We start from the raw sequence: 21,841 nt of genomic DNA, 5'->3' as shown, positions 1-21,841 counted from the left end.
AACTGTGCAGGGCTTGCCAGTGATGTGTTTGTGGCTAAGGTGGGCGATTTCGCCACGACCGTGATCTGGATATGCCGGAGGAGATCCTCGAACGCCAGCCCTTTCCGGCCCTCGCCTCGCGGTGCGTATTTTGGGCGAGATCGCGCCGAAGCGAGTGGCCATCCTGCAGGAAGCAGACGCAATCTGTGTCTAAGAGATCAAACGAGCGGAACTCTACCGCAAGGTATGGCAGAGCTTCGCAGTGCTTCTGCCGGTGAAGTTGGTTGGCGTCATGGGCGATCAGCGTACCAATGCTTACACCTGCGCGATCCGCGCGGTGGAAAGCGAAGACGGCATGACCGCCGACTGGGCTGCGCTGCCGTATGAGGTGCTACGAGCTATCTCCCGCCGCATCGTGAGTGAGGTGCGGGGAATCAATCGAGTGGTCTAAGACATCACGTCCAAGCCGCCAGGGACGATTAAGTAGGGATAAAGTTGGACCTTCCTAAGACGATGTGTGCTTTTCTGATTTCTTTTCGACCATAACGAGGAAGTTGCTCTTTTATATCTGTAAGCGGCATTGAATTTGTTTTCTTTTGGAACTCGGTTTGGAATAGTAGTCATCGAACCATCGTTGAATTCAAACACTTGATGACTTCTTTGCCATCTTCATACGATCTAACCACTTCTTGGAAAGTGGCAGTAACCGGGACTCGTCCTGCATGTGCAAATTCATTCCGCCACACTACGATATTGTTATACGACGAGATAATATCTCGCCTGTTCAATCTTAAAAACTCACTTGAGCGTTGTTGAATTTTCTTTGCAAACTTGGTCGAATATTTATTTCCAAATAAGGGTACATACTCCTCTTTAATCACCTTGTACTTCACGCGGCCATTGATCCTATCAAATGTTTCGCGGGTAATAGATCCTAAAACGGGATGCTTTTTGGTGGCGAAATCCATAAAGATATCTTTAATCGCCATTTCATAAACTGTAACGGCTGCTACTGCGACAAAACCAGCGTATTTTATGCTGAGTAACGGATCAAGTGTGGGTGTTACTAGCGCAGCAAAATGCGCGATAATCTCATCTGCATGATCAAATCGAATGATAATCGGCATTATGGCATTAGGTATTTGCGCACAAGTGCGACTCGGTCTTGGACGGTCTTCGCGTCGGTTGTGCCCTTCTGCGTGTAGCGTTGAAAGGTCTTGTCCTTTAATAACTGCAAGTAGCCTGTCTTGAAATGGTTTTGGGTGATCTTTCCGTAGTTTTCAAATAAGACACACAAAACGGAATCAAGGGCTGAAGCATTTAGGGGACCTCTAATGTGGAAAGGCTTAGGGCCATGTGCTTTTATTATCATTTCGAGAACATCTGGTAGGCGATTCATGAACCGTTTAACTCTGGCAGAATCCCCTGATTGGTTTTCCTTCATCGCCTTGTTGAGAAATTCCTTCATTGGCTTCTCATAGGAGTCCACATTTCCGACCAAAGCGAAAACTCGAAGTAGTATTTCGGTGTCCTTTTGGTGACGATCAATTTGAGCCTTACCCAAGATAAGCCGCCAGTTCTTATCCTTATTGGCAGCTTTTAATTGATTGCTAAAGAATCCCATGAACACGCAATTTCTAATCTCTTGCGATGTAAGCGGCGTCCCGCCAGTGTTCAATCGTTCGAATATGTGATAAGCGCTAGTGCTATTACCTACCGGTGAGAGCTGTTTGATGTTTACCGCACGCAAAACTGCTTGTTTTAGCTTGCGCTGGTCGGTACTACCGAGGTCGACAAACCTCCTATTCCAAAAAGGGCTCTTCTCCCCGAGGCCTTTTAAGCGGAAAACCTGACGCTTTCCTTGAATCCCTTCGGGACCGAAATAACCTTCAATGAAGTAGACAACACTCAGAATTCTCTGCTGTCCATCGATCACCAGATTTTTGTTGTCGTCGCCGATATAGAAGAAAACAGGGGGTACTGGAAGTCCTCGTAAAAAAGAGTCAATTAGAAGTGAAGCCTGTTTTATATTCCATACGAACTCTCGTTGAAAATCTGGAATCGAAATATCTCCGTCTTTCCACATCTGCGATATGCCAGACAGTGTGAAGTCCGATGGATAGGTCGCTATGTCGTACGACATCGGGACATCTTCGTCGCCTGACTCGTCCTCAAACTCCAGGGGGAGTTCTTCTGTTTCTATTTCGTAGGGCATGCGTCCTCTATTCGTGGCGCAATTGTACGTCATGCAGGTCCTATCTAAACGAAATGGTTTCACGCTGAGGTGACGATTCCTAATAGCCAAGTTCAGAGACTACGTGTAAGATGGCTTCCGTGGCTGTCTGACAGGTTTCTGCGGAGGAATGCGCAATGCGTTTTGCAGCATTGATGGGAGTGGTGGCACTGGCGGTTGTGCCGCAGGCATGGGGCGTGGCGAAGACCTGCGATGTACGTGCGTTTGGTGCTAAGGGCGATGGCACGACTAAGGATACGGTGGCCATCCAAAAGGCTATCGATACCTGTGCAGGCTATAAAAAGGGTGGCGTGGTGAAGCTCAGCGGCGGTATTTTTTTGAGCGGACCCATCTCACTGAAGTCGAATATTACGCTGGACATCGCTGAGGGTGCGACACTGCTTGGCTCGCCCGACCGTGAAGACTATCCCAAGGTGACGTTTGCGCGGCAACCGACGGTGCAGCCCCTGGTGGGCTCGGTGAACGCGGAGAACATCACCATCACCGGCGGCGGAACGATCGACGGCAACGGACATATCTGGTGGGAGTATGTGCATGCTGTGAAGGAAGCCGGCGTGCTGGGCAACGATCATCCGCGGCCGATGGGCCTGGTCTTCGACCACTCGAAGCACATCCGAGTCGAGGGAATCACCGTGCAGAATGCGGGCTTCTGGCAGATCGTGCCGTACTACGCGGACGATCTTGTCTTCCGCAACCTCAAGATCCTCGCTCCGCATTCGCCAAACACCGACGCGATTGATCCCTTCAGCTCGAGCAATATTGTGATCGATCATGTGTTCTCCTCGGTTGGCGATGACAACGTCGCGATCAAGTCTGGTGCTATCAACTCGCCCGGACCGGATGCCCCATCGAAGAACATTACGATCACCGACTGCACGTTCGAGAACGGCCACGGGCTCTCTATCGGCAGTGAGATCGCAGGCGGCGTGCAGAACGTTCACGCCGAGCGGATCCATTTCAAGGGCACGGACCAGGGAATTCGTATCAAGGCCAATCGCGACCGGGGCAACGATGTGAGCAATATCTCATTCAAGGACATCGACATGGTCGACGTGAAGACAGCGATCCTGATCACGGAGTATTACCCGAAGGCAGCACCGGACGGTGAGGTTCCGTCTATGCCGATGGGACGCCTGACGCCGCGCTTTCACGATATCGCGATCGAGAATGTGCATGCGACCGGGAGCGGGTCTGCGGGAACGATCGTAGGTTTGCCGGAGTCGCCTGTGGAAGGGCTGTCGTTGAAGAATGTCGATCTGCAAGCGAAGACTGGGCTGAAGATCGCCTATGCGAAGGTTGCGTTCGACAACGTGAAGGTCAAAGCGGACGAGGGTGAGAACCTGACCGTGGCACCGACGGCGACGGTCGTCGGGAAGTAAGAGGCGGAGGCGGTAGACTCGCCTTATGCAGTATGTATGGAAGGCATCGGTCGTGGTGGCGGTCTTCGTTGGCGTGGGATTGCTGACGGCGAAGACCGTCATCGCCCACTCAGCGCCGGGTGGAATCTATGCTCTGCAGGTCCGGCTTGGCAGCGCGATGGCGGGACTTTTTGCGGGGGGAATCGCAGCGACCCTGGTCCTGATTGCACTGCTCTGGAAGCGGAGCAAAAGCTAAGCGAGATCGGTGAGTAAACGAGCTTCGACCTCTGCGGAAGTTAGTCCCGCTATGCGTAGCGTCTTGCTCCGGCTGGTTGCGCCGGTGAGGAGTTCGATATGGGCTCGCGGGATGTTGAGGCGGTCGCTCAAGAAGGCGATCAGTGCGGTGTTGGCGCGTCCGTCGGTGGGCGGTGTGGTCAGCGAGATCTTGAGGGAGCCGTCGTGTGTGCCGGTAACGGCATTCTGTTTGGCCCCCGGATGAACTCGTACCGGCAGGGAACAGCCACCGGGCGTATCCCGCAGCGCGAGAATCACACGTAGCTCCGTTTGCCGAAGATCGCGGTGCCGATGCGCACTGTGGTGGAACCCTCTTCAATAGCTACGCGAAAATCGTGGGACATCCCCATGGAGAGCTGTGTGAGGTTTGGATGCTGGGCAACGTTCTCGTCGCGCAGCCTGCGCAGATGCTGGAAATAGGGGCGTGCCGTTTCGGGATCGTCGCTCCACGGGGGAACGGTCATCAATCCCTGGGGTTTTAGAAAGCTGAATGGTTGCAGCCCGTCCAGAAACGCTGGGAGTTCTTCAGGAGCGAGACCATGTTTGGTCTCTTCGTGGGAGAGCTTGACCTCGATGAGCAGCGGCAAGGTCTTGCCGAGGGCCTGCGCGGCGGAGTTGAGGCGCTCCGCGGTCTTCAGCGAGTCGACCGCGTCGATAGCGTGGAAGATCTCGGCGGCCTTAGCTGTCTTGTTGTTCTGCAGGGGACCGATGAGGTGTAGGTCGAGACCTTCGAGCTGCGCAATTTGCGCAGACTTGGCTTGGGCTTCCTGCACGCGGTTTTCGCCAAACAGGCGCTGACCTGCGGCGTGGGCTTCGAGGATGGCCTCGGCGGGGTGCATCTTGCTGACGGCCATCAGGGCGACGTCTTCTGCACGACGATTCGCACGGGCGCAGGCGTCCGCTACTTCGTTACGGAGCCGTTCGATGTTTGAGGCTATGGACATATTGTGTCCAGTTTAGACGCGCGGCTTGTGGCAAGGATTCTTACTAGCCAGACGCATGATTACGGATTTCCATGGACGCCTGCTGCCTGGGCATCGCGCGCGGCCTGGCGTGCGACCTTTTCATTGTGCGTGCGAACGTAGTGGGCGGCGATGTCGGGATAGAACTCGCGGATGGAGGTGAAGGCGATGTCACGCATGGAGGCGTAGGCGAACTTCGTGGCGAGAACGCCGAAGCTGGTAGCTCCCGCAGGATAGTACTCGCGCGAGATGACCTGGGTGAGCACCTTGCCGCCGAGGCCGGCGATATTGGGGGTCTGCTTGCCTCCGTATGTCTGGGCTACGGCCTGCCGGCTGATGACGTAGAGGGCACGGATGGGAATACTGTGGCCACGGCCCATCGCATAGTAGCGCGTGTCCTCATGCAGCAGGCTGGGAAGAAACCAGGCGGAGAGATAGGTGCCGTCCGTCTTGTCTAGCAAGCCGCGCCAGGTGTAGGCATAGAAGCCATCGACACCTTTGCCCAGGACAGGATGAGAGTTCAGGCCTTCGGCTGAAAGGGATGTGATGCCGAGGAAGATAAAGGAGGAGTAATCGAACGACTGATGGGTGGCCACCTGGAAGTTGTACTTCCAACCGGGAGGATGGGCTACGGCGCCGCCTGAAACAGAACGAAAGTTCGGCATGAACCCGAGAATGCGCTGCGGTTGGCGGAGATTGAGCGGGATCGGATTGCCATTGGCGTCGAGTTCGACTGGGGGAACAGGTTTTTTCTTGGTGTCGGGCGAGTTGTCCTGTGTCCGTTGGTGCGGATCTTTCAGATCCTGATTGTCCGCGGAATCTGGATCGTTGTTGGAAGAGGAGTCGTCGGTATCCAATGTATCCGGAGAGATGCCTGTTGCGGTGGGCGAAAACAGCAACGCGGAGGGCGCATTCGGAAGCGCAGGATGAGTCACTGGCGTAAGGGTCGCAATCAGCACATTGGAGGGAGTTTGCTGGGCGGAGGAAGTCAGGGGTAGGAGGGCGAGTCCGGCTAAACCAAAAGCACAGGCGCAAAAAGCCCGTGGCATAGACCAGACATGCGGGGAAAAAGACAAGCAGACACCATCCTGACGAAGTTACTCGCGCTTACTGAGCAGCGGAATTTGGACACACGAAGACTTACTGTATTAGACGGCATTTTTCGCATAGAGTTGCGCAAATTTGAAGGAATGCCCATGATTTGTCCCCTTATCGAGGCAGGCACATACGGATTGATTCCTAAATATCCTGCATCCTATTCGGCATTATGATCGTCCTACGTGGAAATGGAATCGAAAGGGATGCGGCGTTCGCAACAATTCGCGAAGGCTTGGGTTTGATCCAGCATTCGGTTCCCGTTTTACGGCAAGGAGTTCAAAAGATGTTGTTTACCTTTACTAGACCCTCAGGTTTTGTGCGCCGCACTGTGGCGCTGTCGGCGATTCTCGGCGCAAGTGTTGCCGTGATGAGCGCGCAGACCAGCCAGTCCAGCGATTCTTCAGTCGCCCGGACTGCCACCCAGTCCAACGTGGCCCCTGTGCAAAACAATCTTCAGGCGAAGCCAACATTAAATCTGGACGTTCCGGTAGCCGGAACCAGCAGTGACGCGCTGTTTTCGAGCAGCAGCGCGGAGATCAATGAAGTGGCGGATAACTCCACTGCTCCCTTCAACTTTGTCGATCCCCAATATGGTGGCGGACACCAGCGCTATGGCCGTCCTCGCTATCGTGGCGGCAATACGAACGCGGATGGCTCGAATAAGTTCACTTTCTACGGCGGCGCCGGTCTTACTGTGCCGACTGGCAATACTCATACCTACCTGACCCCGAGCTACAGCTTCCAGGTCGGCGGCGGTCCCCAGTTCAGCAAGCATTTTGCGCTTCCGATCGAGTTCGATTGGGATAACTTCGGCTTCCAGGGTCGTACGCTCGCCAATCAGACGACGATCTATAACACCTATATCAATCTCTACAACCAGAACCCGGACCCCTCGGTTGGCCCCATTGCACCTCTTACCAACCTGGATGGCAGCAGCCATGTGTGGTCTTTCTCGATCGATCCCACCTATACGTTCTACTCGGGTGAGGGCTTAGGCGCTTATGCCGTTGCCGGTGTTGGTTTCTACCATAAGACCGCCGACTTCACGATCCCGGCGATCGGCGAGTACTGCGATCCGTTCTATGGTTGCTATGCCTACTCCGCGAACCAGACCATCGACCACTACACCTCGAACGCACCCGGCTTCAATGCTGGCCTGGGAGTAACTTACAAGTTCTCGCGTTTTTCGAATGAACGGTTCTACGGCGAGGTTCGGTATGTGTTCGTTGATAACTCGCAGCGTGCTGGTGTGACGGTCAATACCGTCTCCGCAGCCAATGTCGATGTAGCGAACGATTATCCGGCGAACAGCAACCACACGAGCTATTTCCCGATCAAGTTCGGCGTCCGCTTCTAACGGATACTGAGTTGATGAGCTAGAAAGGCCCTCGAAAGCGGGCCTTTTGCTTGCGTGTGGCCACTACCTAAGTGGTCCTTTGTAGAAGGTTAGAGAGATCACCTGAACTCCCACAGAATCGTCATCCTGAACGGAGCGTGCCTGCCTTTGGGACGCGGAGTCGAAGGACCCCGAGGCTTACCATCTTGTCTATGTCCTTTGCCCCTTTCTACTTCGAGCGCTCGAGCCTGGACTTTTGTGCTGGAAAAGGTCTTAGCATCTCGGGTGAGACCAAGTCCCTCGGGGTCCTTCGACTTCGCACCTCGCAAAAAACGCGAGGCGCTCCGCTCAGGATGACGATTCCGTGGGGAACAAAATAGGTGATTAGCCGTGTCGCCGGTTCGTTAAACACTACCTGAACTTGTAGCCGCTCTAGTCCGAATCATAGTCCGTGCTTATGGTCTAAATCCCCACGGGATAGGGTTTCTCGTGGATCTCGCTGCCCTGTGTGCCCCTGCGTTCAAAGAGTCCCTGGAAGAGGCTCAGCAGGCCGGTGTACCAGTAGCCCAGAACGAAGAGCAGAAGAAACGGCACCGTGAAGTAGTTTTCCGTGCTGAAGGCATACCAGACCGTCCCGGCGAAGTAGCAGCCGATCGCCAGCTCGATCCAGGGGATGATGCCCAGCCGCTTCCGATACTTCCTCGCCTGTGACTTCTCGCCTTTTTTCTCAACGCGATACTTCGGGGTACGCGCGAACGCGCTCTTGATGCCGAAGAGCGCTTCGAGTACGGCCTTGGTGTTGGTGATCGTGAGACCGACTCCCAGAGACATCAGGAAGGGAAGGTAGAGAAACGTCTTGTACCAGGTGCGCGGAAAGAGTTCTTTCTGGCTAACCAGGTAGAAGCTCGAAACCGACATCGTCGAGGCCATGAACAGCGGCAGGTCGATCAGGATCATCTGCAAGGGACCCTGCCAGGAACGAATGATCATGGCAGGCATCAGCAGGGTGGAAAGCACGATCATCAACGGATAGCTGATGTTGGCGGTGAGATGGTAGAAGGCCTCGAGCTTGGTGTGGAACGGAGCGTCCGAGCGGAAGATCGTAGGCAGAATCTTCTTGCTGGTCTGGATGAGGCCCTTGGCCCAGCGTGCCTGCTGGGTCTTGAAGGCGGTCATCTCGATGGGCAGTTCGGCGGGGCATTCGACGTCCTGCAAGTACTTGAACTTCCAGCCTTTGAGCTGTGCCCGATAGCTGAGATCCGTGTCCTCGGTGAGCGTATCGTGCTGCCAGCCACCGGCTTCTTCAATGGCCCCGCGACGCCACATTCCGGCCGTGCCGTTGAAATTGAAGAAGACTCCTGCGCGGGAGCGGCCGCCATGTTCGAGCACAAAATGGCCGTCGAGCAGGATGGCCTCGACCTGGGTGAGGAACGAGTAGTTGCGATTGAGGTGCGTCCAGCGCGTCTGCACCATGCCGATGCCGGGTTCGGCGAAGTGATGGATCACCTGCATCAACCATTGAGGCGGCGGCACGAAGTCGGCGTCGAAGATGGCGATCAGCTCGCCTTTGGCTACCTTCAGACCTTCTTCCAGGGCCCCGGCCTTATAGCCGTAGCGATTGGTGCGGTGGAGGTAATGGACTGGCTGTGGTTCGAGGCCTTCCGTCCCGGCGGCATAGCGGGCGACGATGCCTCGTGCGACGCCGGTGGTCTCGTCGGTGGAGTCGTCGAGGAGCTGGATCTCGAAGCGGTCGCGCGGATAGTCGAGGCGGCAGCAGGCGTCGATCAGGCGGTCGATGACGAACTGCTCGTTATAGATCGGGAGCTGAATGGTGACAAAGGGCAGCTCGGACTCCTCGAAGCGGGCGACCGGCTCGGTGGAGTGAGAGGCATTGCGGCGGTTGCGGTAATAGAGCCAGACGAGCTGATAGCGATGGATGCCATAGAACGCCAGGATGATCATCACGATGAAGTACGGGATGAGCAGGGCGACGTCGAAGACGTTCCAGCGGTACTCCCCATGGAAGTTATAGATCTGGCTCGTGTAGTGGGAACGCCAGTAATAGCCCAGGCCATGGGGACTGGCGAGGAAAAACGCAAACGCTTTGAGATGACTGATCAGAAAGGAACTCCGGGCCGAGCGAGGTACAGACGCTAAGCGAGTCATGGATCTTTGCATCGCGCTCTGCGTCAGGGTATCGCATTGATTTTACGCGAGGAGGCTTAGAGATACCTCGCAATCTCGAGGAGGTTGCCGTCGGGATCACGGAAGTAGAGGGAGATCATCCTGCCGAGGGCTCCATGACGCTCTATGGGGCCTTCCTCGATGGTCACGCCAAGCGATTTCAGGTGGTGGAGGGTCTGTTCTGGCTGATCGCCAGTGATGAAGCAGAGATCTCCGGAGCCGGGTGTGGGGTTCGCCGCCTTGGGGTCGAAGGTATGCTCTACCTGGTGGAGGTTGATCTTTTGTTGGCCGAACTTGAGGCTCCAACGACCGTTAGCTTCGACGGCTTCAAATCCGAGGACGCGAGTGTAGAAGGCGGTAGTCGCGGGGATGCTGGCAACCGTGAGGACGAGGTGGTCCAGCCGCTCTATCTTCATGAGGTCTTTCCTAAGGGCACCGCATAACCGCTATTGGGACGTGTGCTTGAATTTAAGTATATACATTTGATATACATTTCTCGATGGACGTTCTCTTCCTATATCGCGATCAGACGTTCATTTGGGATGGACTGAAGGCGGTCGAGAATCGCGCGAAACATGGAATCCGTTTCGAGACGGCGTGTGAAGCATTCTTTGACGATTACTCCATGTATGTTGATGCCACGGTCGATGACGAAAGACGTACTGCTGTGATCGGCCTGAGCAAATCAAAGAAGTTGCTCTACGTTGTCCACGTTGAGCGTGATGAAGATCAAGTGCGGATTGTGTCGGCGCGTTTAGCGACCAAACAGGAGACGAAGGCTTATGAAGACGGCTAAAGAGCGTATGCACGAAAGGATGCGGACACCGAGAGTCATGACTTCGATTAGTCTCCGGATTCCGGAGAGCGTGATCGAATCGCTGAAAGAGATTGCGCCGAGTCTCGGATTCTCTGGATATCAGGGATTGATCAAGGCGTATATCTCGCAGGGACTGCGAGAAGACTTGGAACGGCTTGAGGGATCGCAGGTGCAGGCGCTGACAGAGAGTCTGCGAAAGCAAGGAGTGGCGGACGAGAAGATTTCAGCCGCGATTATTGAAGCGGGGTTGAAGACAGCTTAGGACGATGTTCCTAGTTCAGAAACATCGTCCGATAGAGCGTATCGCGCTGCACGGGCTTGAAGCCTGCGTCGCGAATGATGCGGCGAAGCTCCTCTTCCGTCGTGCAATTCGAGGTGCCCGCAGCGCGAACCACGTTCTCTTCAAGCATTACGGAGCCGACATCGTTGCCGCCGAAGCGAAGACCCATCTGCAGAACCTTCAGGCCCTGGGTGACCCATGAGCTTTGCACGTTTTCGATGTTGTCGAGATACATGCGGCTGATGGCGAGGGTCTTGAGGTATTCGACCGAGGTAGCCTCATCCCAGCCGCGGCCGCCGAGAGCGGTGTTGTTGGGCTGAAAGCTCCAGGGGATGAATGCGGTGAAGCCACCGGTCTCTTCCTGAAGCTGGCGAACCACTTCGAAGTGATTGACACGATGCTCCATCGTCTCGCCGACGCCGAACATCATGGTTGCTGTAGTCCTCATGCCGAGCGAGTGTGCGGTGCGGTGAACGGCAACCCAATCTTCCGTTCTGCACTTCAGCCGCGCGATGCGTTTGCGGACCTCATCGTCAAGAATCTCTGCGCCCCCACCGGGAATGCTGTCGAGCCCGGCGTCGCGAAGACGCGCAATGGTGTCGCGCAGCGAGATCTCAGAGTACTCGGCGATCGCCAGGATCTCGGAGGCCGAGAGGCAGTGCAGCCAGATGGAAGGGAAGCGCTGCTTGATGCCCGTGAAGAGCGATTCGAACCAGTCGATCTTGAGGTCGGGATGGATGCCCCCCTGCATCAAGACCCCGGTGCCGCCCATCTCGACTGTCTCGCGGATTTTGTCATAGATCGTGTCGAAGTCGAGGATGTAGCCTTCAGCCGCGAGCTTGCCCTTCAGGGGCCGATAGAAGGCGCAGAAAGTGCAGTACTCGGTGCAGAAGTTGGTGTAGTTGATGTTGCGGTCGATGATGTAGCTGACCACGCCCTCCGGATGGAGGCGGCGGCGGACCGCATCGGCCTCCATGCCGATGCCAATGAGATCGTCGGAGGCGAAACAGTCGAGAGCTTGCTGGCGGGTAATGCCCATAGGGTTAGTTTACGCCTGTCGCGTGTTTCCTCGCAGTTATGGTGGTTCGGGGTTGGTTCAGCAGAGAGCCACGAGGGTTTAGCTAAGAGGTATTCGTAGCTAAACCCTCGTCGCTCTCTGCTGATAGAGGTCCCTCACGCTGTTGGGATCAGCTCACGAGCTGCAGCGCGGGCGTCGCGGATGAGATCGGGCAGGCCTACGCCCCGGTAGCCGTTGCCCAGCAGTGTCAGGTCGCCGAGTTTCGCGATGTGCTGGTCGAGTTGAACCATGCGTTCGAGGTGGCCGACCTCATACTGCGGCAGGCTGCGCGGCCAGCGGCGCACGGTGGTGAGTGCCGCATCCGATGCGGGGAGTGGGCCGAGGATTTTGGCGAGCTGGGCGAAGGCTGCGGCGGCGATCGTTTCGTCGGATTGGGGGGAGAGCGTATCGGCGCTCGGCCCTCCAAAGAAGACGCGGATGACGCGGGCTCCGGCTGGCGCACGGTCCGGGAACTTCTGATCGACGAAGGTGCCGGCGAGGAGTTGTGGCTCGCCGGTGGAGTGTGCCTGGGGCACGAGGAAGCCGAAGCCCTGCAGAATCGAGAAGGTGCTCGCGGCGGCAGCAGGCCAACACAGCGCGGCGAGCACGGCGGAGCTGGCATCGGTGGGGATGAGTGCCGCGGCTTCAGCATCGAGCGGCGCGAGCAGGGCGCGGGTTGCGTCGATGGGGGTGGCGAAGAGAACGTGATGAAAGTGCTTCTTGCTGGTGCGCCCCTCGGTGGCGAAGGCGGAGGTGCGGAGCAGCCAGCGTTTGCCCTGTCGCTTGATCGATAGAGCTGAGCGGCTAAGGTTCAGCCGTTCGGGCGGCAGCTGGGCGACGAGGGCGTCGATGAGAGTGCCGAGGCCGTTGCGGAGGGTTGTAAAGAGCGATGGCACCGGACGGCTGCCACGTGTCTTTGCTTTGGCCTGCAGGGCTGCGATGAGGGAGCCGTATTCGCGTTCCATGCTGACGAAGTTGGGCATCACGGCGCGGACGCTCAGGGTCTTTACGTCACCGCCAAAGACTCCGCTGAGCAGGGGAGCGCCGATTTTGGTGAGGACCTCCTCGCCGAAGTGGCGGAGGATGAAGCTGGCAACGGACTCGTCCTGTTCCGGAGTCTTGGCGCGGAGTTCCGAAGCTCGTTCCAACTCGGCAGCATAGGCTTTGCGGGCCGTATCCGAGAAGAGAGGCGAGCCTTCGAGCGTGCTGAGGTCTTCGGGAACCATCATGCGCATGCCATCGGGCATCGGTTGGAGCTTGCCGTCGATCAGGATGTAGGTCTTGCGAGTGGCGTCGTTGCTGGAGATCAGCTCTGAGCCGAGGCCGAGTTCGAGGGCCAGTTCGCGAGCCCAGGGCTTTTCCGAGACCCAGCCATCGGGGCCGCCTTCAAGGACGAAGCCCTGAGACTGCGTGGTTTCGACGATTCCGCCGAGACGGTCGCCGGCTTCATAGAGATGCCAGTCGATCTCCGCCCCACGTTTGCGGGCGAGTTCGAGCTCATAGGCGGCGGTGAGGCCGGCGATTCCTCCGCCGACGATTGCAATGCGCTTCATCGACTTATCTTATTAGGAGCAGGGGCCTTGCCGGTTGCTGTGCGGTCATTCTCTGTTTTCATAGCGGTTTGATCGGGAAGGCGAGAGGGATTCGGTAAAATCACCTTGCTTGTGCTCTCTCGCCAAGGCACGTATGCTTTTGTGCCAGAGCAGAACGTTTGCAAATCTGTCTCTGATCGGTGTCCCATTCTTATGAAGATAGCTCTACGGTTCGCCTCTTTCGGTCTGTTGTTTCTCCTTCCAGCGTTTGCGCATGCTTCGGGTGTAGGTGGCTGTGTGGATTCGCCGGAGTGCCCGACTGCGGTGCTGGGCCTTGTTGGTGCTGCGGGAGCCGCGCTTTACGTGCGCTTTCGCTCGCGCTGACCTCTGAGTTTCTGCCTTAATTAATCTCTCTTTTCTGCCAGATAGATTGCTGCTGGGTACAGCATAACTGTGCCGTCCGCGCGTCTAACGGGGGAGTGTTCTGCAGTGGAGGCAGATGGATGAAGGGAATGATTCTCGCCGGTGGATCCGGTACGCGGTTGTATCCGGTGACACAGGCCATCAGTAAGCAACTGCTTCCTGTTTATGACAAGCCAATGATCTACTACCCTCTCTCAGTGCTGTTGCTGGCGGGGATTCGCGACATTCTCATAATCTCGACACCCGAGGACACGCCGCGCTTCGAGCAGCTGCTGGGCACGGGGGAACAGTGGGGGATTCACCTGCAATATGCCGTGCAACCCTCGCCTGACGGCCTGGCGCAGGCGTTTCTGATCGGCAAGGAGTTTCTTGCCGGCGAAGGCTGCTGCCTGGTTCTGGGAGATAACCTCTTCTACGGCCACGACTTTGCACGGAGCCTGCGCAAGGCCGCTGCACAGACCTCCGGTGCGACGGTGTTCGCCTATGCTGTGGGCGATCCCGAACGCTATGGCGTGGTGGAGTTCGATAAGGAGGGCAAGGCAATCTCTCTGGAAGAAAAGCCCCTGAAGCCGAAGTCGCGTTATGCGGTTACGGGAATCTACTTCTACGATGCACAGGTAGTCAGCGTAGCGGAGTCGCTGCAGCCCTCGCCTCGTGGCGAGCTTGAGATTACCGACGTGAACCTGTGGTATCTCCGCAACGGACAGCTTCGTACCGAGCTTCTGGGACGCGGCATGGCATGGCTCGATACAGGGACACACAACTCACTGCTGGATGCCGCTAACTTTATTCAGACCATCGAGCGTCGCCAGGGGCTCAAAATTGCATGTCCCGAGGAGATCGCTTACCGTCTCGGGTATATTACGGCTGCGGAGCTTGAATCGCTGGCGGCGAAGCTGGGCAAGAGTACCTATGCCACCTACCTGCAGCGTATCCTCGCAGAGACGGTTTACTGATGACCCTGTTGACCTCCATCGTCGAGAGCCCTCTGCAAGCCGCGGAGGGGGAACAGTCTGTTGTGAACGGCAGTGTGCTCGAACTCGATCACCTCGGTCTCATCGTGCAGGACATCCCGGTGGGACGTAACTTTCTGCAGCAGACACTGGGCATTACCCGCTGGACGCCGGTCGTCGACGATCCCGGCCTTTGCGTCTCGGTGCAGTTTGGCACGGCACCGCGGGGGCAACTCACCTATGAACTCATTGCCCCGCTGGGAGAGAGCACGCCGATTGCTAACGCGTTGCGCACAGGCAAACACATTCTGAATCACCTGGCCTATCTGACTCCCGATCTTGAAGCCTCGGCGGCACATCTGCGCGAGCAGGGCTGTTATCCGGCCGGCGACCCGCAGCCGGCGCTGGCTTATGAAGGCCGAAGGGTCCAGTTCTGGATGTCTCCTCTGCGCTTTGTGATTGAGCTCATCGAAAAGCCAGGTCATCGCCACAGATTCGAGGAGCCCTCTCTTTGAGCCGCGTGTTCGAGCTTGCGCGTGAGGACGGCTGGGCGCAGCTTCTCCCCCGTCTGGCGCGGGCGGCTGCCCATCGTTTCCGCGACAGCTTTACCGCGCGCAAGTTGCGGGCTCCGGGTTTTCGCAATGGACGCCATCCTCATCTGTCCGGCCTCTCGCATATGCGCATCGGCCGGAACTTCAATGCGGGGGACGGTCTCTGGTTGGAGGCCGTGGTGGAGTATGCGGGGGAACGGCTTTCACCGGTGCTGACTCTTGGTGATGAGGTGAGCTTTTCGGACAACGTGCACATTACCTGCATCAACAGCATCACGATAGGCTCTGGAACACTGATCGGCAGCCGCGTGATCGTTACGGACCATTCGCATGGAGTTTATAGGGGCGAAGGCCAGTCTGGGCCGGATACGGTCCCGTCAAAGCGCAGGTTGCATTCGACGGGTGTTGTATCGATTGGCCGCAATGTCTGGATCGGCGATGGGGTAGCCGTGCTTGCGGGAGCAACGATCGGCGATGGCGCGATCATTGGTGCGAATTCAGTAGTAACCGGCATGGTTCCTGCAGGGACGGTGGTTGTCGGAACGCCAGCGCGGCCTGTCCGACGATGGAATGAGGCGAGCCGTGCGTGGGAAGCGATCACGTAAGTTGTTTCACGTGCTGAGCCCCTCATGGAGGGGGCTCGTTAAGGGCACGGGTAACCCGTGCCCTTACGAGACCATCTCAATGAGCACATGCAGATAAACACGCCCATTCTCCTAACCGTTACGCTTGATAGACTGACCGCATGATGCTGCCGTCTCGTGCTGCCTGCACGATTGTCTCTCCGAATTATCTTGCCTATGCGCGAACTCTTACAGCGTCGTACCTCGCGCAGCATCCGGGCCAGCGTTTTTTCGTGTTGATCGTTGCGAACCTCCACGATCCTTCACCCTTTCAGGGCGATGCCTTTACCACGGTCATGCTCCACGAGATCGGTCTGCGGGATGTCCACGCCGAGGCCATGAAGTATGGGATTCTCGAGCTGAATACGAACGTCAAGCCGACGTTTATGAAGCACCTGATCGAGCGCTATGACCTGGACGCGCTGGCTTACATTGACCCGGATATCTTCTGCTATACCGCCCTCGATCCGGTCTTCGACGCGCTCTCCAACGGAGCGTCCGCAGTGCTGACGCCGCATATTACGACGCCGGTCTTCGACGGACGCTCACCCAGCGAGCAGGACCTGCTCTTCAATGGTTCGTACAACCTGGGCTTTATCGCCGTGCGCCGTTGCGAGGAGAGCTGGAACCTGCTGACGTGGTGGGAAGAGCGCTGCCTGGAGCTTGGATACAGCGAGGGCCGAACAGGTCTGTTCGTCGACCAGAAGTGGATGAACCTCGCTCCCAGCCTGTTCGGCGGCGTCTGCATCCTGCGCGATTCCGGATGCAACATGGCCTACTGGAACCTGCATGAACGCACGTTGGACGAGAGCCCGGAGGGGTATCACGTCACGAGTTCCGTCAGTGGACGCGTTCCTCTGCGCTTCTTCCACTTCAGCGGCATCGTGGTGAGCGACCCCGAGGTGCTGTCGAAACATACCGACCGCTTTACGCTGGCCTCGCGCCCCGATCTGCATCGGCTCTTTGCCGACTACAAGGCTGCGGTGATCGCCAATAAAAATGGTGCCGCGGAGTCGCTCCCCTATGGCTTCGACTCTTTCTCGGATGGGACGACGGTTACGCTGCTGGCGCGGCGCATGTATGCGAAGCACCAGGCACGTTTTCCTGCGGAAAATCCCTTTGACGCGAAGTCGAAGTTTGCAGGGTTTGCGAAAGAGCAGAAGCTGGTGCAGGGCACTGTCGCTCAGGCGAAGTCGACGTGGAAAGAGTTCAATCCGCACGATCGCCGCGTTGAAGCTGTACACAAGCTGCTGAAGGTTGCCTTGCGCGTGCTCGGCCCGCATAAGTATGAGCTGTTCATGCGCTATCTCGCGTACATCACGGTGTTGCGCAACCAGTCGGTCTTTTTGCGCGACCCGCAATGGCCGGCCGATGAGACGGGGAAGTAACCGATGCCGCGCCTTCTGATCGTTAAGCTCGGCGCGATTGGCGATGTCGTCATGGCGATTCCGGGTGCGTATGCCATGCACCGGGAGGGCTATGCCGTCGATTGGGTTTGCAACACGGTAGTCGCTCCCATTCTGCAGCTCTATCCGTGGATCCATGTGATTCCCGTTGATGAAAAGGCGCTGCTGCACAGCGGCAAAACCAAAGGGCTGCGGGTGATGATGACGGTATGGCGGCTGCTTGCAGGACGCAAGTATGACGTCTGCGCGACGCTGTATTACGACGCTCGCTACAAGTTGCTGACACTCCCGGTGCGTGCGCCGCGCAAGGTGATGCTCTCGAGAACCGAACGCGCTACACAGCTTCTTCCAGGGCGCCATCATACGGATGAGTACGCCCGCATTCTGCTGGGCCGCAAAGACGGGGAGACACCAAGTCAACTGGCTCCGATTGTTGTTTCCGGTCCGGCGCAGAACGTTCTCCCACCGAAGGGAGACAAGCCCAGGATCGCGCTTGTTCCCGGGGGAGCCCGCAACATGATGCGCGATGACGCCCTGCGTCGCTGGCCGCTTGAAAGCTACGTCGAACTCGCGAAGCTTCTGCTGGCAAAGGGATGCGAGGTCGTTCTCTGCGGTGGCATGGATGATCGCTGGGTGTCGGATGCCTTCACCTCTCTTGAGGTTACCAACTGCATTGCGACGATGTCTCTGGTGCAGCAGATCGGGGCCTTCAACGAGATTGATGTCACCGTGACGCACGATACAGGGCCGCTGCATCTTGCGGGCATCACGAGCACGGCGGTGGTTGCTATCTTCGGTCCCACCGACCCGCGCGGACGCCTGCCGCAGCGTACCAACTGTGTCGCGCTGTGGGGTGGAGAAGGCTTTGCCTGCCGGCCCTGCTATGACGGCCGCGACTATGCTCCCTGCGAGCACAACGGTTGCGTCCGCCAGATCACGCCTGCGATGGCGCTCGGAGAGGTGGAGGCGCTGCTCGTTGCCAGACGCGAAGGCCGCGAGTTGCTACCGCGCGTTCGCACTCCCAAACACACGCCCGTGCCAGCCCTGGTTCAACTTGAAGGAGCGCGCCCATGACCTCACCTGCCAAAGTGCGTGCGCTGTTTCTCGACCGCGATGGCGTGATCAACCATGAGGTCGGCTACCTGTATCGTCCTGAGGATGTTCGCTGGGTCGAGGGCATCGTCCCGCTCTGCCGCACGGCGCAGACGCTGGGCTACAAGTTGATTGTGGTGACGAACCAGTCGGGCATTGCGCGCGGCTACTATACGCCTCTTCAGTTCGAAGACCTGATGACGTGGATGCGCGCAGAACTTGCCCGCGACGGCATTACGCTCAACGCGGTATATCACTGCCCCTATCACCCGGTCCACGGTGTCGGGGAGTACAAGCGCGAGCACGAAGACCGTAAACCCGGCGCCGGAATGTTGCGGCGCGCGTCCAGTGAAGAGTGGGTCGATCTTTCGCAGTCGGTTCTGGTCGGCGATCGTTGCTCGGACATCGCGGCGGCGAATGCCGCGGGGCTGAAACAGGCGTTTCTGCTGCGCGGAACGGAGAATGCACCGTGTGATGGGCTGCATCAGGTAGTGGAATCACTTGCCGAAGTAGAGCAGTGGCTAATCGATCAGGCGTAGTCGCACACCGGTGTTCAAGCGCTTTTAACCTTCAAACAGCGGATACTCTTTAAACGGTCATTCATGGGCTCCATACAGCCCTCTCTTACCAACGCGCATCCTATCCCAAAGAAAGCGGCCCGTAGAGGTTGCCTGCAACCTTCTTTGCTGTAGCCTCGTATTGAATACAAAAGCTACAGGTTGTGAATGGATGTACCGCATTTTGCTCGGCTTTATGGCCAGCAGATGTCAAAGTGCAACCATTTACACAAAGCGCAGTCCAATTGGATAAGCCTCTTCGGGCGATTATCGTCGTGGACGTGGCCGATAGATTTGCAAAGCCGTACCAACGGAGCTTCAAGCACGAGAGCGACGTAAAGATCGCAGCCGCCGTTGAAAGATTTGGTCTGAAGTTCGGCGATAGAGCCGGACAGGGCCCCGGGAGAAGAAGAAGCGTATGGCGTTAGAGATGTATTCCTACAAATCCGAAACCTCCGCCATGAATGGCCGGATATTCTCATTCCCGGACATCAGCTCCGGCACGACCGGCAGGGTCTCTAGGTTCGAGCAAGGGCCACAGGGCACCTTCCGCTATAGTGTGCTCAAGCGTGGGTTGGACATCTTTCTGGTGCTGCTTTTCTCGCCTATTCTGCTGCTGATCGTCGGTATCGTTGCCAGCATCGTCAGGTTTACCTCGCCAGGACCGATCTTCTTCTCGCATCGCCGTATCCGCGCCCAGGGCGGCTTCTTCTCCATGTGGAAGTTCCGCACGATGTGCGTCGACTCGGCAGAGGTGTTGGAAGCCTATCTTCAGGAGAATCCTGACGCCCGCGAGGAGTGGCTCAAGGCCCGCAAGCTCCAGAACGATCCTCGCGTCACCCAGATCGGCAATTTTCTGCGCCGCACCAGCCTGGACGAGATTCCACAGTTGTGGAACGTTTTCACCGGAAGCATGAGTCTGGTGGGACCTCGTCCCATCGTTGCAGCCGAGGTCGAAAAATACGGCAAGCACTTTGTCGACTACTGCCTCGTTAAACCCGGCATTACAGGACTGTGGCAGGTGTCCGGACGCAGCAGCACGACCTATCAGCAGCGGCTTCAACTCGACAGCCGCTATGTTCACGATTGGACCTTCTTGGGAGATATCAAGATTCTCTTCAAGACGTTCTCCACGGTCCTGAAGCAGGACGGCGCTTATTAGAAGCGGGTTCACCGCAAGAGTGAACCCCTCTCCGCATCACCCACTAGAATCAAGCTATGCAGCGTGGCAACCAGCGAAATCGCCAACTCGACCTCTGGGTCGGCACACCGCTGCTGAATCTCCTGGCCAGCTTTCGCCGCCGTCGCACCCAGCGGCCTGCCAATCCCCAGCGTATTGGCGTAATTTGTTCGCCTGCGCTGGGCGATACGCTGCTCTTCTCCGGCCCCCTGCAGGACCTTCGGGCAGCTTTGCCGGAGGCGCACATCGTGCATCTTTGCATGCAGCAGAACCTTGCTGCCGCTGAGATCATTCCAGGAGCGGACAAGCGCGTCCTCATCGATCTCACCAAGCCGCCTGAGACCATCCGCCGCATTCGCGCGCAGCGGTTCGACGTGCTGCTGGACTTCACTAGCTGGCAGCGCCTGACGGCGTTTTACACCATGCTCTCGGGAGCACAGTTTACAGTCGGCTTCCACTCGCCGGGGCAGTATCGCAGCCGTGGATATGACCGTGTCGTCAGCCATACAGCGGATCGCCATGAGGTCGACAATCTTCGGGCTTTATTAGCGGGGAGTGGTGTCGTCCCGCCGGTACTTGATCCGCATGCTCCTGCTGTCGTGATTCCTGAAGTGGGTCCTGCGCCGTTGGCAGAGGAGCGCGACCTCGTGGTGTTTCATCCCTGGGCTTCGGGGCAGAACTCCGCGCTGCGCGAGTGGCCGGAGGACCGCTGGGTTGAGCTTGCCCGGCGTCTGGTGCGGCCGGAAACCTTGTTCGTTATAACCGGAGCTCCCTCCGACAAACCGCGCATGACGCCGCTTCTTGAGCGTTTAGAGGCTGCCGGTCTGCGCGCTGTGCCGTTTGTCAGCCCCGATGGTTTTCTTTCGCTGACACGTCTGCTGCGCCGTTCCCGGCTGGTTGTGAGCGTGAACACAGGTGTCATGCACCTGGCCGCAATTGCGGGTGCGCCGACGGTGTCTCTGAACGGACCGACAGCCGAACATCGCTGGGGAGCACGAGGACGCTGCTGCGCCAACGTTCAGCCTGCTGATGGAAGCGGTGGCTATCTGCACCTTGGCTTCGAGTTCAAGGGCCAGCCTACGGACGTCATCGAGCGCATTACGGTGGATCAGGTCGCCGCAGCCTGCGAGGCCCTTACCGCTCGTTGCGGCGGTGTCACAGTGGAGGCTCGCTGATGCAGAATATGCGCGATATCCTGCGTGGATCGCTGGGCCGCAGCCTGCGGGAGCTGCCGGATGAAGACCGTCTCGCCGCGGCGTGGCCTGTGGCCTGTGGTGCTGCGCTGGCCGGTCATGGCGAGGTCCTGCATCTCGACGCGGAGCGCGTTCTGCATGTGCGGGTGGCGGGCTCCGAGTGGATGAAGCAGTTCCTGCATATGCGCTCGGCGCTGGCCAACGACCTGGCCCGCATCGCCGCAGTACGCTTCAACGGGATACACTTCGAAGAGAGGGAAGTGTGCGGCCATGGCCTCGCACGGCACCCCCAAAATCCCCGAAGGAGTAAACGATGAGCCAGGCAGCGACCCCCGAGGTTGCAGGAGTAACACTGGACGAAGTGCGGCACGTCGCCGACCTTGCCAATCTAGAACTCACCGCCGAGGAGCTTCCGCGCATGGCGCGCGATCTGAACGCGATCCTTGGGCATATTGCGGAGTTGAATGAGCTTGATACCCACGACGTTCCGCCGATGGCGCAGGTGGCCGAGATGCTCGGCGCGCTCCCGGCGATGAACGGTGAATCGTTGCGGCCCGATGTGGTGAAGCCTTCGATCGACCGCGCCCTCGTCATGGCTGAGGCTCCTGAGACCGACGGCCGTTTCTTCAAGGTTCCGAAGGTCATTGAGCGCTAACTGCAGTAAAAATTAGACAGCTTCCAACGCATCAACAGTTCCCAAAGCACCAAGGAG

At 57.7% G+C, this 21,841-nt stretch carries 25 protein-coding genes and 1 pseudogene; 17 read left to right on the top strand and 9 right to left on the bottom strand.

Going from position 1 to position 21,841, the window contains the following annotated elements:
* Window positions 1-50: 50 nt before the first annotated feature.
* A pseudogene (locus ACIX8_RS25370) lies at window positions 51-430 on the top strand (GMP synthase (glutamine-hydrolyzing)); the annotation flags it as partial.
* Between the two features lie 169 nt (window positions 431-599).
* Here ACIX8_RS25370 and ACIX8_RS20525 read toward each other — a convergent pair.
* On the bottom strand, window positions 600-1,106 hold the full coding sequence (locus ACIX8_RS20525; protein WP_014267305.1) for a HEPN domain-containing protein: 507 nt from the start codon (window positions 1,104-1,106) through the stop codon (window positions 600-602).
* Window positions 1,106-2,194 carry a DUF262 domain-containing protein gene (locus tag ACIX8_RS20520; RefSeq protein ID WP_044177184.1) on the bottom strand — a complete coding sequence of 363 codons (1,089 nt, stop codon included), beginning with the start codon at window positions 2,192-2,194 and terminating at the stop codon, window positions 1,106-1,108. Before ACIX8_RS20520 ends, ACIX8_RS20525 begins: the two co-directional genes overlap by 1 nt.
* A 155-nt stretch (window positions 2,195-2,349) precedes the next feature.
* Here ACIX8_RS20520 and ACIX8_RS20515 point away from each other — a divergent pair, with 155 nt between their 5' ends.
* A complete protein-coding gene (locus ACIX8_RS20515) occupies window positions 2,350-3,612 on the top strand; it encodes a glycoside hydrolase family 28 protein (protein WP_014267303.1) in 1,263 nt (420 codons plus the stop codon).
* Window positions 3,613-3,637: 25 nt separating this feature from the next.
* The gene (locus ACIX8_RS20510) at window positions 3,638-3,847 is read left to right on the top strand and encodes a hypothetical protein (protein WP_014267302.1); all 210 of its coding nucleotides are present in this window, start codon (window positions 3,638-3,640) and stop codon (window positions 3,845-3,847) included.
* Here the strand turns inward: ACIX8_RS20510 and ACIX8_RS20505 are convergent.
* Genes ACIX8_RS20505 through ACIX8_RS20495 form a run of 3 tightly spaced genes read right to left on the bottom strand, consistent with a single transcriptional unit; the run spans window position 3,844 to window position 5,806 of the window.
* Window positions 3,844-4,143, bottom strand: a complete 300-nt coding sequence (locus ACIX8_RS20505; RefSeq protein WP_014267301.1) for a DUF167 domain-containing protein — start codon at window positions 4,141-4,143, stop codon at window positions 3,844-3,846. The two genes, ACIX8_RS20510 and ACIX8_RS20505, sit on opposite strands and share 4 nt — an antisense overlap.
* Complete coding sequence (locus ACIX8_RS20500; RefSeq protein ID WP_014267300.1) at window positions 4,140-4,829, bottom strand: YggS family pyridoxal phosphate-dependent enzyme; 690 nt, start codon at window positions 4,827-4,829, stop codon at window positions 4,140-4,142. Before ACIX8_RS20500 ends, ACIX8_RS20505 begins: the two co-directional genes overlap by 4 nt.
* A 59-nt stretch (window positions 4,830-4,888) precedes the next feature.
* Window positions 4,889-5,806: a hypothetical protein gene (locus ACIX8_RS20495; protein WP_223295402.1), complete on the bottom strand. Its 918-nt coding sequence runs from the start codon at window positions 5,804-5,806 to the stop codon at window positions 4,889-4,891.
* Window positions 5,807-6,228: 422 nt separating this feature from the next.
* Between ACIX8_RS20495 and ACIX8_RS20490 the strand changes: the two genes are divergently transcribed.
* Window positions 6,229-7,302: a hypothetical protein gene (locus ACIX8_RS20490; RefSeq protein ID WP_014267298.1), complete on the top strand. Its 1,074-nt coding sequence runs from the start codon at window positions 6,229-6,231 to the stop codon at window positions 7,300-7,302.
* A gap of 441 nt (window positions 7,303-7,743) precedes the next feature.
* Here ACIX8_RS20490 and ACIX8_RS20485 read toward each other — a convergent pair whose 3' ends face one another.
* Window positions 7,744-9,447 (bottom strand): cellulose synthase family protein, encoded by a 1,704-nt coding sequence (locus tag ACIX8_RS20485; RefSeq protein WP_014267297.1) that lies wholly within the window; start codon window positions 9,445-9,447, stop codon window positions 7,744-7,746.
* Between the two features lie 56 nt (window positions 9,448-9,503).
* Window positions 9,504-9,881, bottom strand: coding sequence for a VOC family protein (locus ACIX8_RS20480; RefSeq protein WP_014267296.1), 378 nt, complete (start codon window positions 9,879-9,881; stop codon window positions 9,504-9,506).
* Window positions 9,882-9,964: 83 nt separating this feature from the next.
* Between ACIX8_RS20480 and ACIX8_RS20475 the strand changes: the two genes are divergently transcribed.
* Complete coding sequence (locus ACIX8_RS20475) at window positions 9,965-10,261, top strand: BrnT family toxin (protein WP_014267295.1); 297 nt, start codon at window positions 9,965-9,967, stop codon at window positions 10,259-10,261.
* Window positions 10,248-10,544: a hypothetical protein gene (locus ACIX8_RS20470; RefSeq protein ID WP_014267294.1), complete on the top strand. Its 297-nt coding sequence runs from the start codon at window positions 10,248-10,250 to the stop codon at window positions 10,542-10,544. The genes ACIX8_RS20475 and ACIX8_RS20470 overlap by 14 nt, the downstream gene beginning before the upstream one ends.
* Window positions 10,545-10,554: 10 nt before the next feature.
* On the opposite strand, the gene mqnC is transcribed toward ACIX8_RS20470, so the two are convergent.
* On the bottom strand, window positions 10,555-11,601 hold the full coding sequence (gene mqnC, locus ACIX8_RS20465; protein WP_014267293.1) for a cyclic dehypoxanthinyl futalosine synthase: 1,047 nt from the start codon (window positions 11,599-11,601) through the stop codon (window positions 10,555-10,557).
* Window positions 11,602-11,735: 134 nt separating this feature from the next.
* On the bottom strand, window positions 11,736-13,172 hold the full coding sequence (hemG, locus tag ACIX8_RS20460; protein ID WP_014267292.1) for a protoporphyrinogen oxidase: 1,437 nt from the start codon (window positions 13,170-13,172) through the stop codon (window positions 11,736-11,738).
* A 192-nt stretch (window positions 13,173-13,364) separates the two neighbouring features.
* On the opposite strand from hemG, the gene ACIX8_RS26040 reads away from it, so the two are divergent.
* The 11 genes from ACIX8_RS26040 to gatC all read left to right on the top strand — a co-directional run bounded on the left by ACIX8_RS26040 (window position 13,365) and on the right by gatC (window position 21,784).
* Entirely contained in the window at window positions 13,365-13,535 is a 171-nt protein-coding gene (locus ACIX8_RS26040; RefSeq protein ID WP_190273713.1) for a PExPT-CTERM protein, read from the top strand.
* A gap of 119 nt (window positions 13,536-13,654) precedes the next feature.
* Entirely contained in the window at window positions 13,655-14,530 is an 876-nt protein-coding gene (gene rfbA, locus ACIX8_RS20455) for a glucose-1-phosphate thymidylyltransferase RfbA (protein WP_014267291.1), read from the top strand.
* Window positions 14,530-15,042 carry a VOC family protein gene (locus tag ACIX8_RS20450; RefSeq protein WP_014267290.1) on the top strand — a complete coding sequence of 171 codons (513 nt, stop codon included), beginning with the start codon at window positions 14,530-14,532 and terminating at the stop codon, window positions 15,040-15,042. Before rfbA ends, ACIX8_RS20450 begins: the two co-directional genes overlap by 1 nt.
* Before the next feature lie 5 nt (window positions 15,043-15,047).
* Entirely contained in the window at window positions 15,048-15,683 is a 636-nt protein-coding gene (locus ACIX8_RS20445) for an LbetaH domain-containing protein (protein WP_223295578.1), read from the top strand.
* Window positions 15,684-15,823: 140 nt separating this feature from the next.
* On the top strand, window positions 15,824-17,089 hold the full coding sequence (locus tag ACIX8_RS20440) for a hypothetical protein (RefSeq protein WP_014267288.1): 1,266 nt from the start codon (window positions 15,824-15,826) through the stop codon (window positions 17,087-17,089).
* A gap of 3 nt (window positions 17,090-17,092) precedes the next feature.
* On the top strand, window positions 17,093-18,181 hold the full coding sequence (locus ACIX8_RS20435; RefSeq protein WP_014267287.1) for a glycosyltransferase family 9 protein: 1,089 nt from the start codon (window positions 17,093-17,095) through the stop codon (window positions 18,179-18,181).
* Window positions 18,178-18,738: a D-glycero-alpha-D-manno-heptose-1,7-bisphosphate 7-phosphatase gene (locus ACIX8_RS20430; RefSeq protein WP_014267286.1), complete on the top strand. Its 561-nt coding sequence runs from the start codon at window positions 18,178-18,180 to the stop codon at window positions 18,736-18,738. Before ACIX8_RS20435 ends, ACIX8_RS20430 begins: the two co-directional genes overlap by 4 nt.
* A 436-nt stretch (window positions 18,739-19,174) precedes the next feature.
* Window positions 19,175-19,918, top strand: coding sequence for a sugar transferase (locus ACIX8_RS20420; protein WP_014267285.1), 744 nt, complete (start codon window positions 19,175-19,177; stop codon window positions 19,916-19,918).
* A 56-nt stretch (window positions 19,919-19,974) separates the two neighbouring features.
* Window positions 19,975-21,111, top strand: coding sequence for a glycosyltransferase family 9 protein (locus ACIX8_RS20415; protein ID WP_014267284.1), 1,137 nt, complete (start codon window positions 19,975-19,977; stop codon window positions 21,109-21,111).
* The gene (locus tag ACIX8_RS20410) at window positions 21,111-21,446 is read left to right on the top strand and encodes a DciA family protein (protein ID WP_014267283.1); all 336 of its coding nucleotides are present in this window, start codon (window positions 21,111-21,113) and stop codon (window positions 21,444-21,446) included. Before ACIX8_RS20415 ends, ACIX8_RS20410 begins: the two co-directional genes overlap by 1 nt.
* A complete protein-coding gene (gatC, locus tag ACIX8_RS20405) occupies window positions 21,443-21,784 on the top strand; it encodes an Asp-tRNA(Asn)/Glu-tRNA(Gln) amidotransferase subunit GatC (protein WP_014267282.1) in 342 nt (113 codons plus the stop codon). The genes ACIX8_RS20410 and gatC overlap by 4 nt, the downstream gene beginning before the upstream one ends.
* Window positions 21,785-21,841 lie beyond the last annotated feature (57 nt).

The sequence above is a fragment of the Granulicella mallensis MP5ACTX8 genome (assembly GCF_000178955.2).
Taxonomy (GTDB): domain Bacteria; phylum Acidobacteriota; class Terriglobia; order Terriglobales; family Acidobacteriaceae; genus Granulicella; species Granulicella mallensis.
Note: the sequence above shows the minus strand (reverse complement) of the source record. Positions and strands in the feature narration are given on the sequence as shown.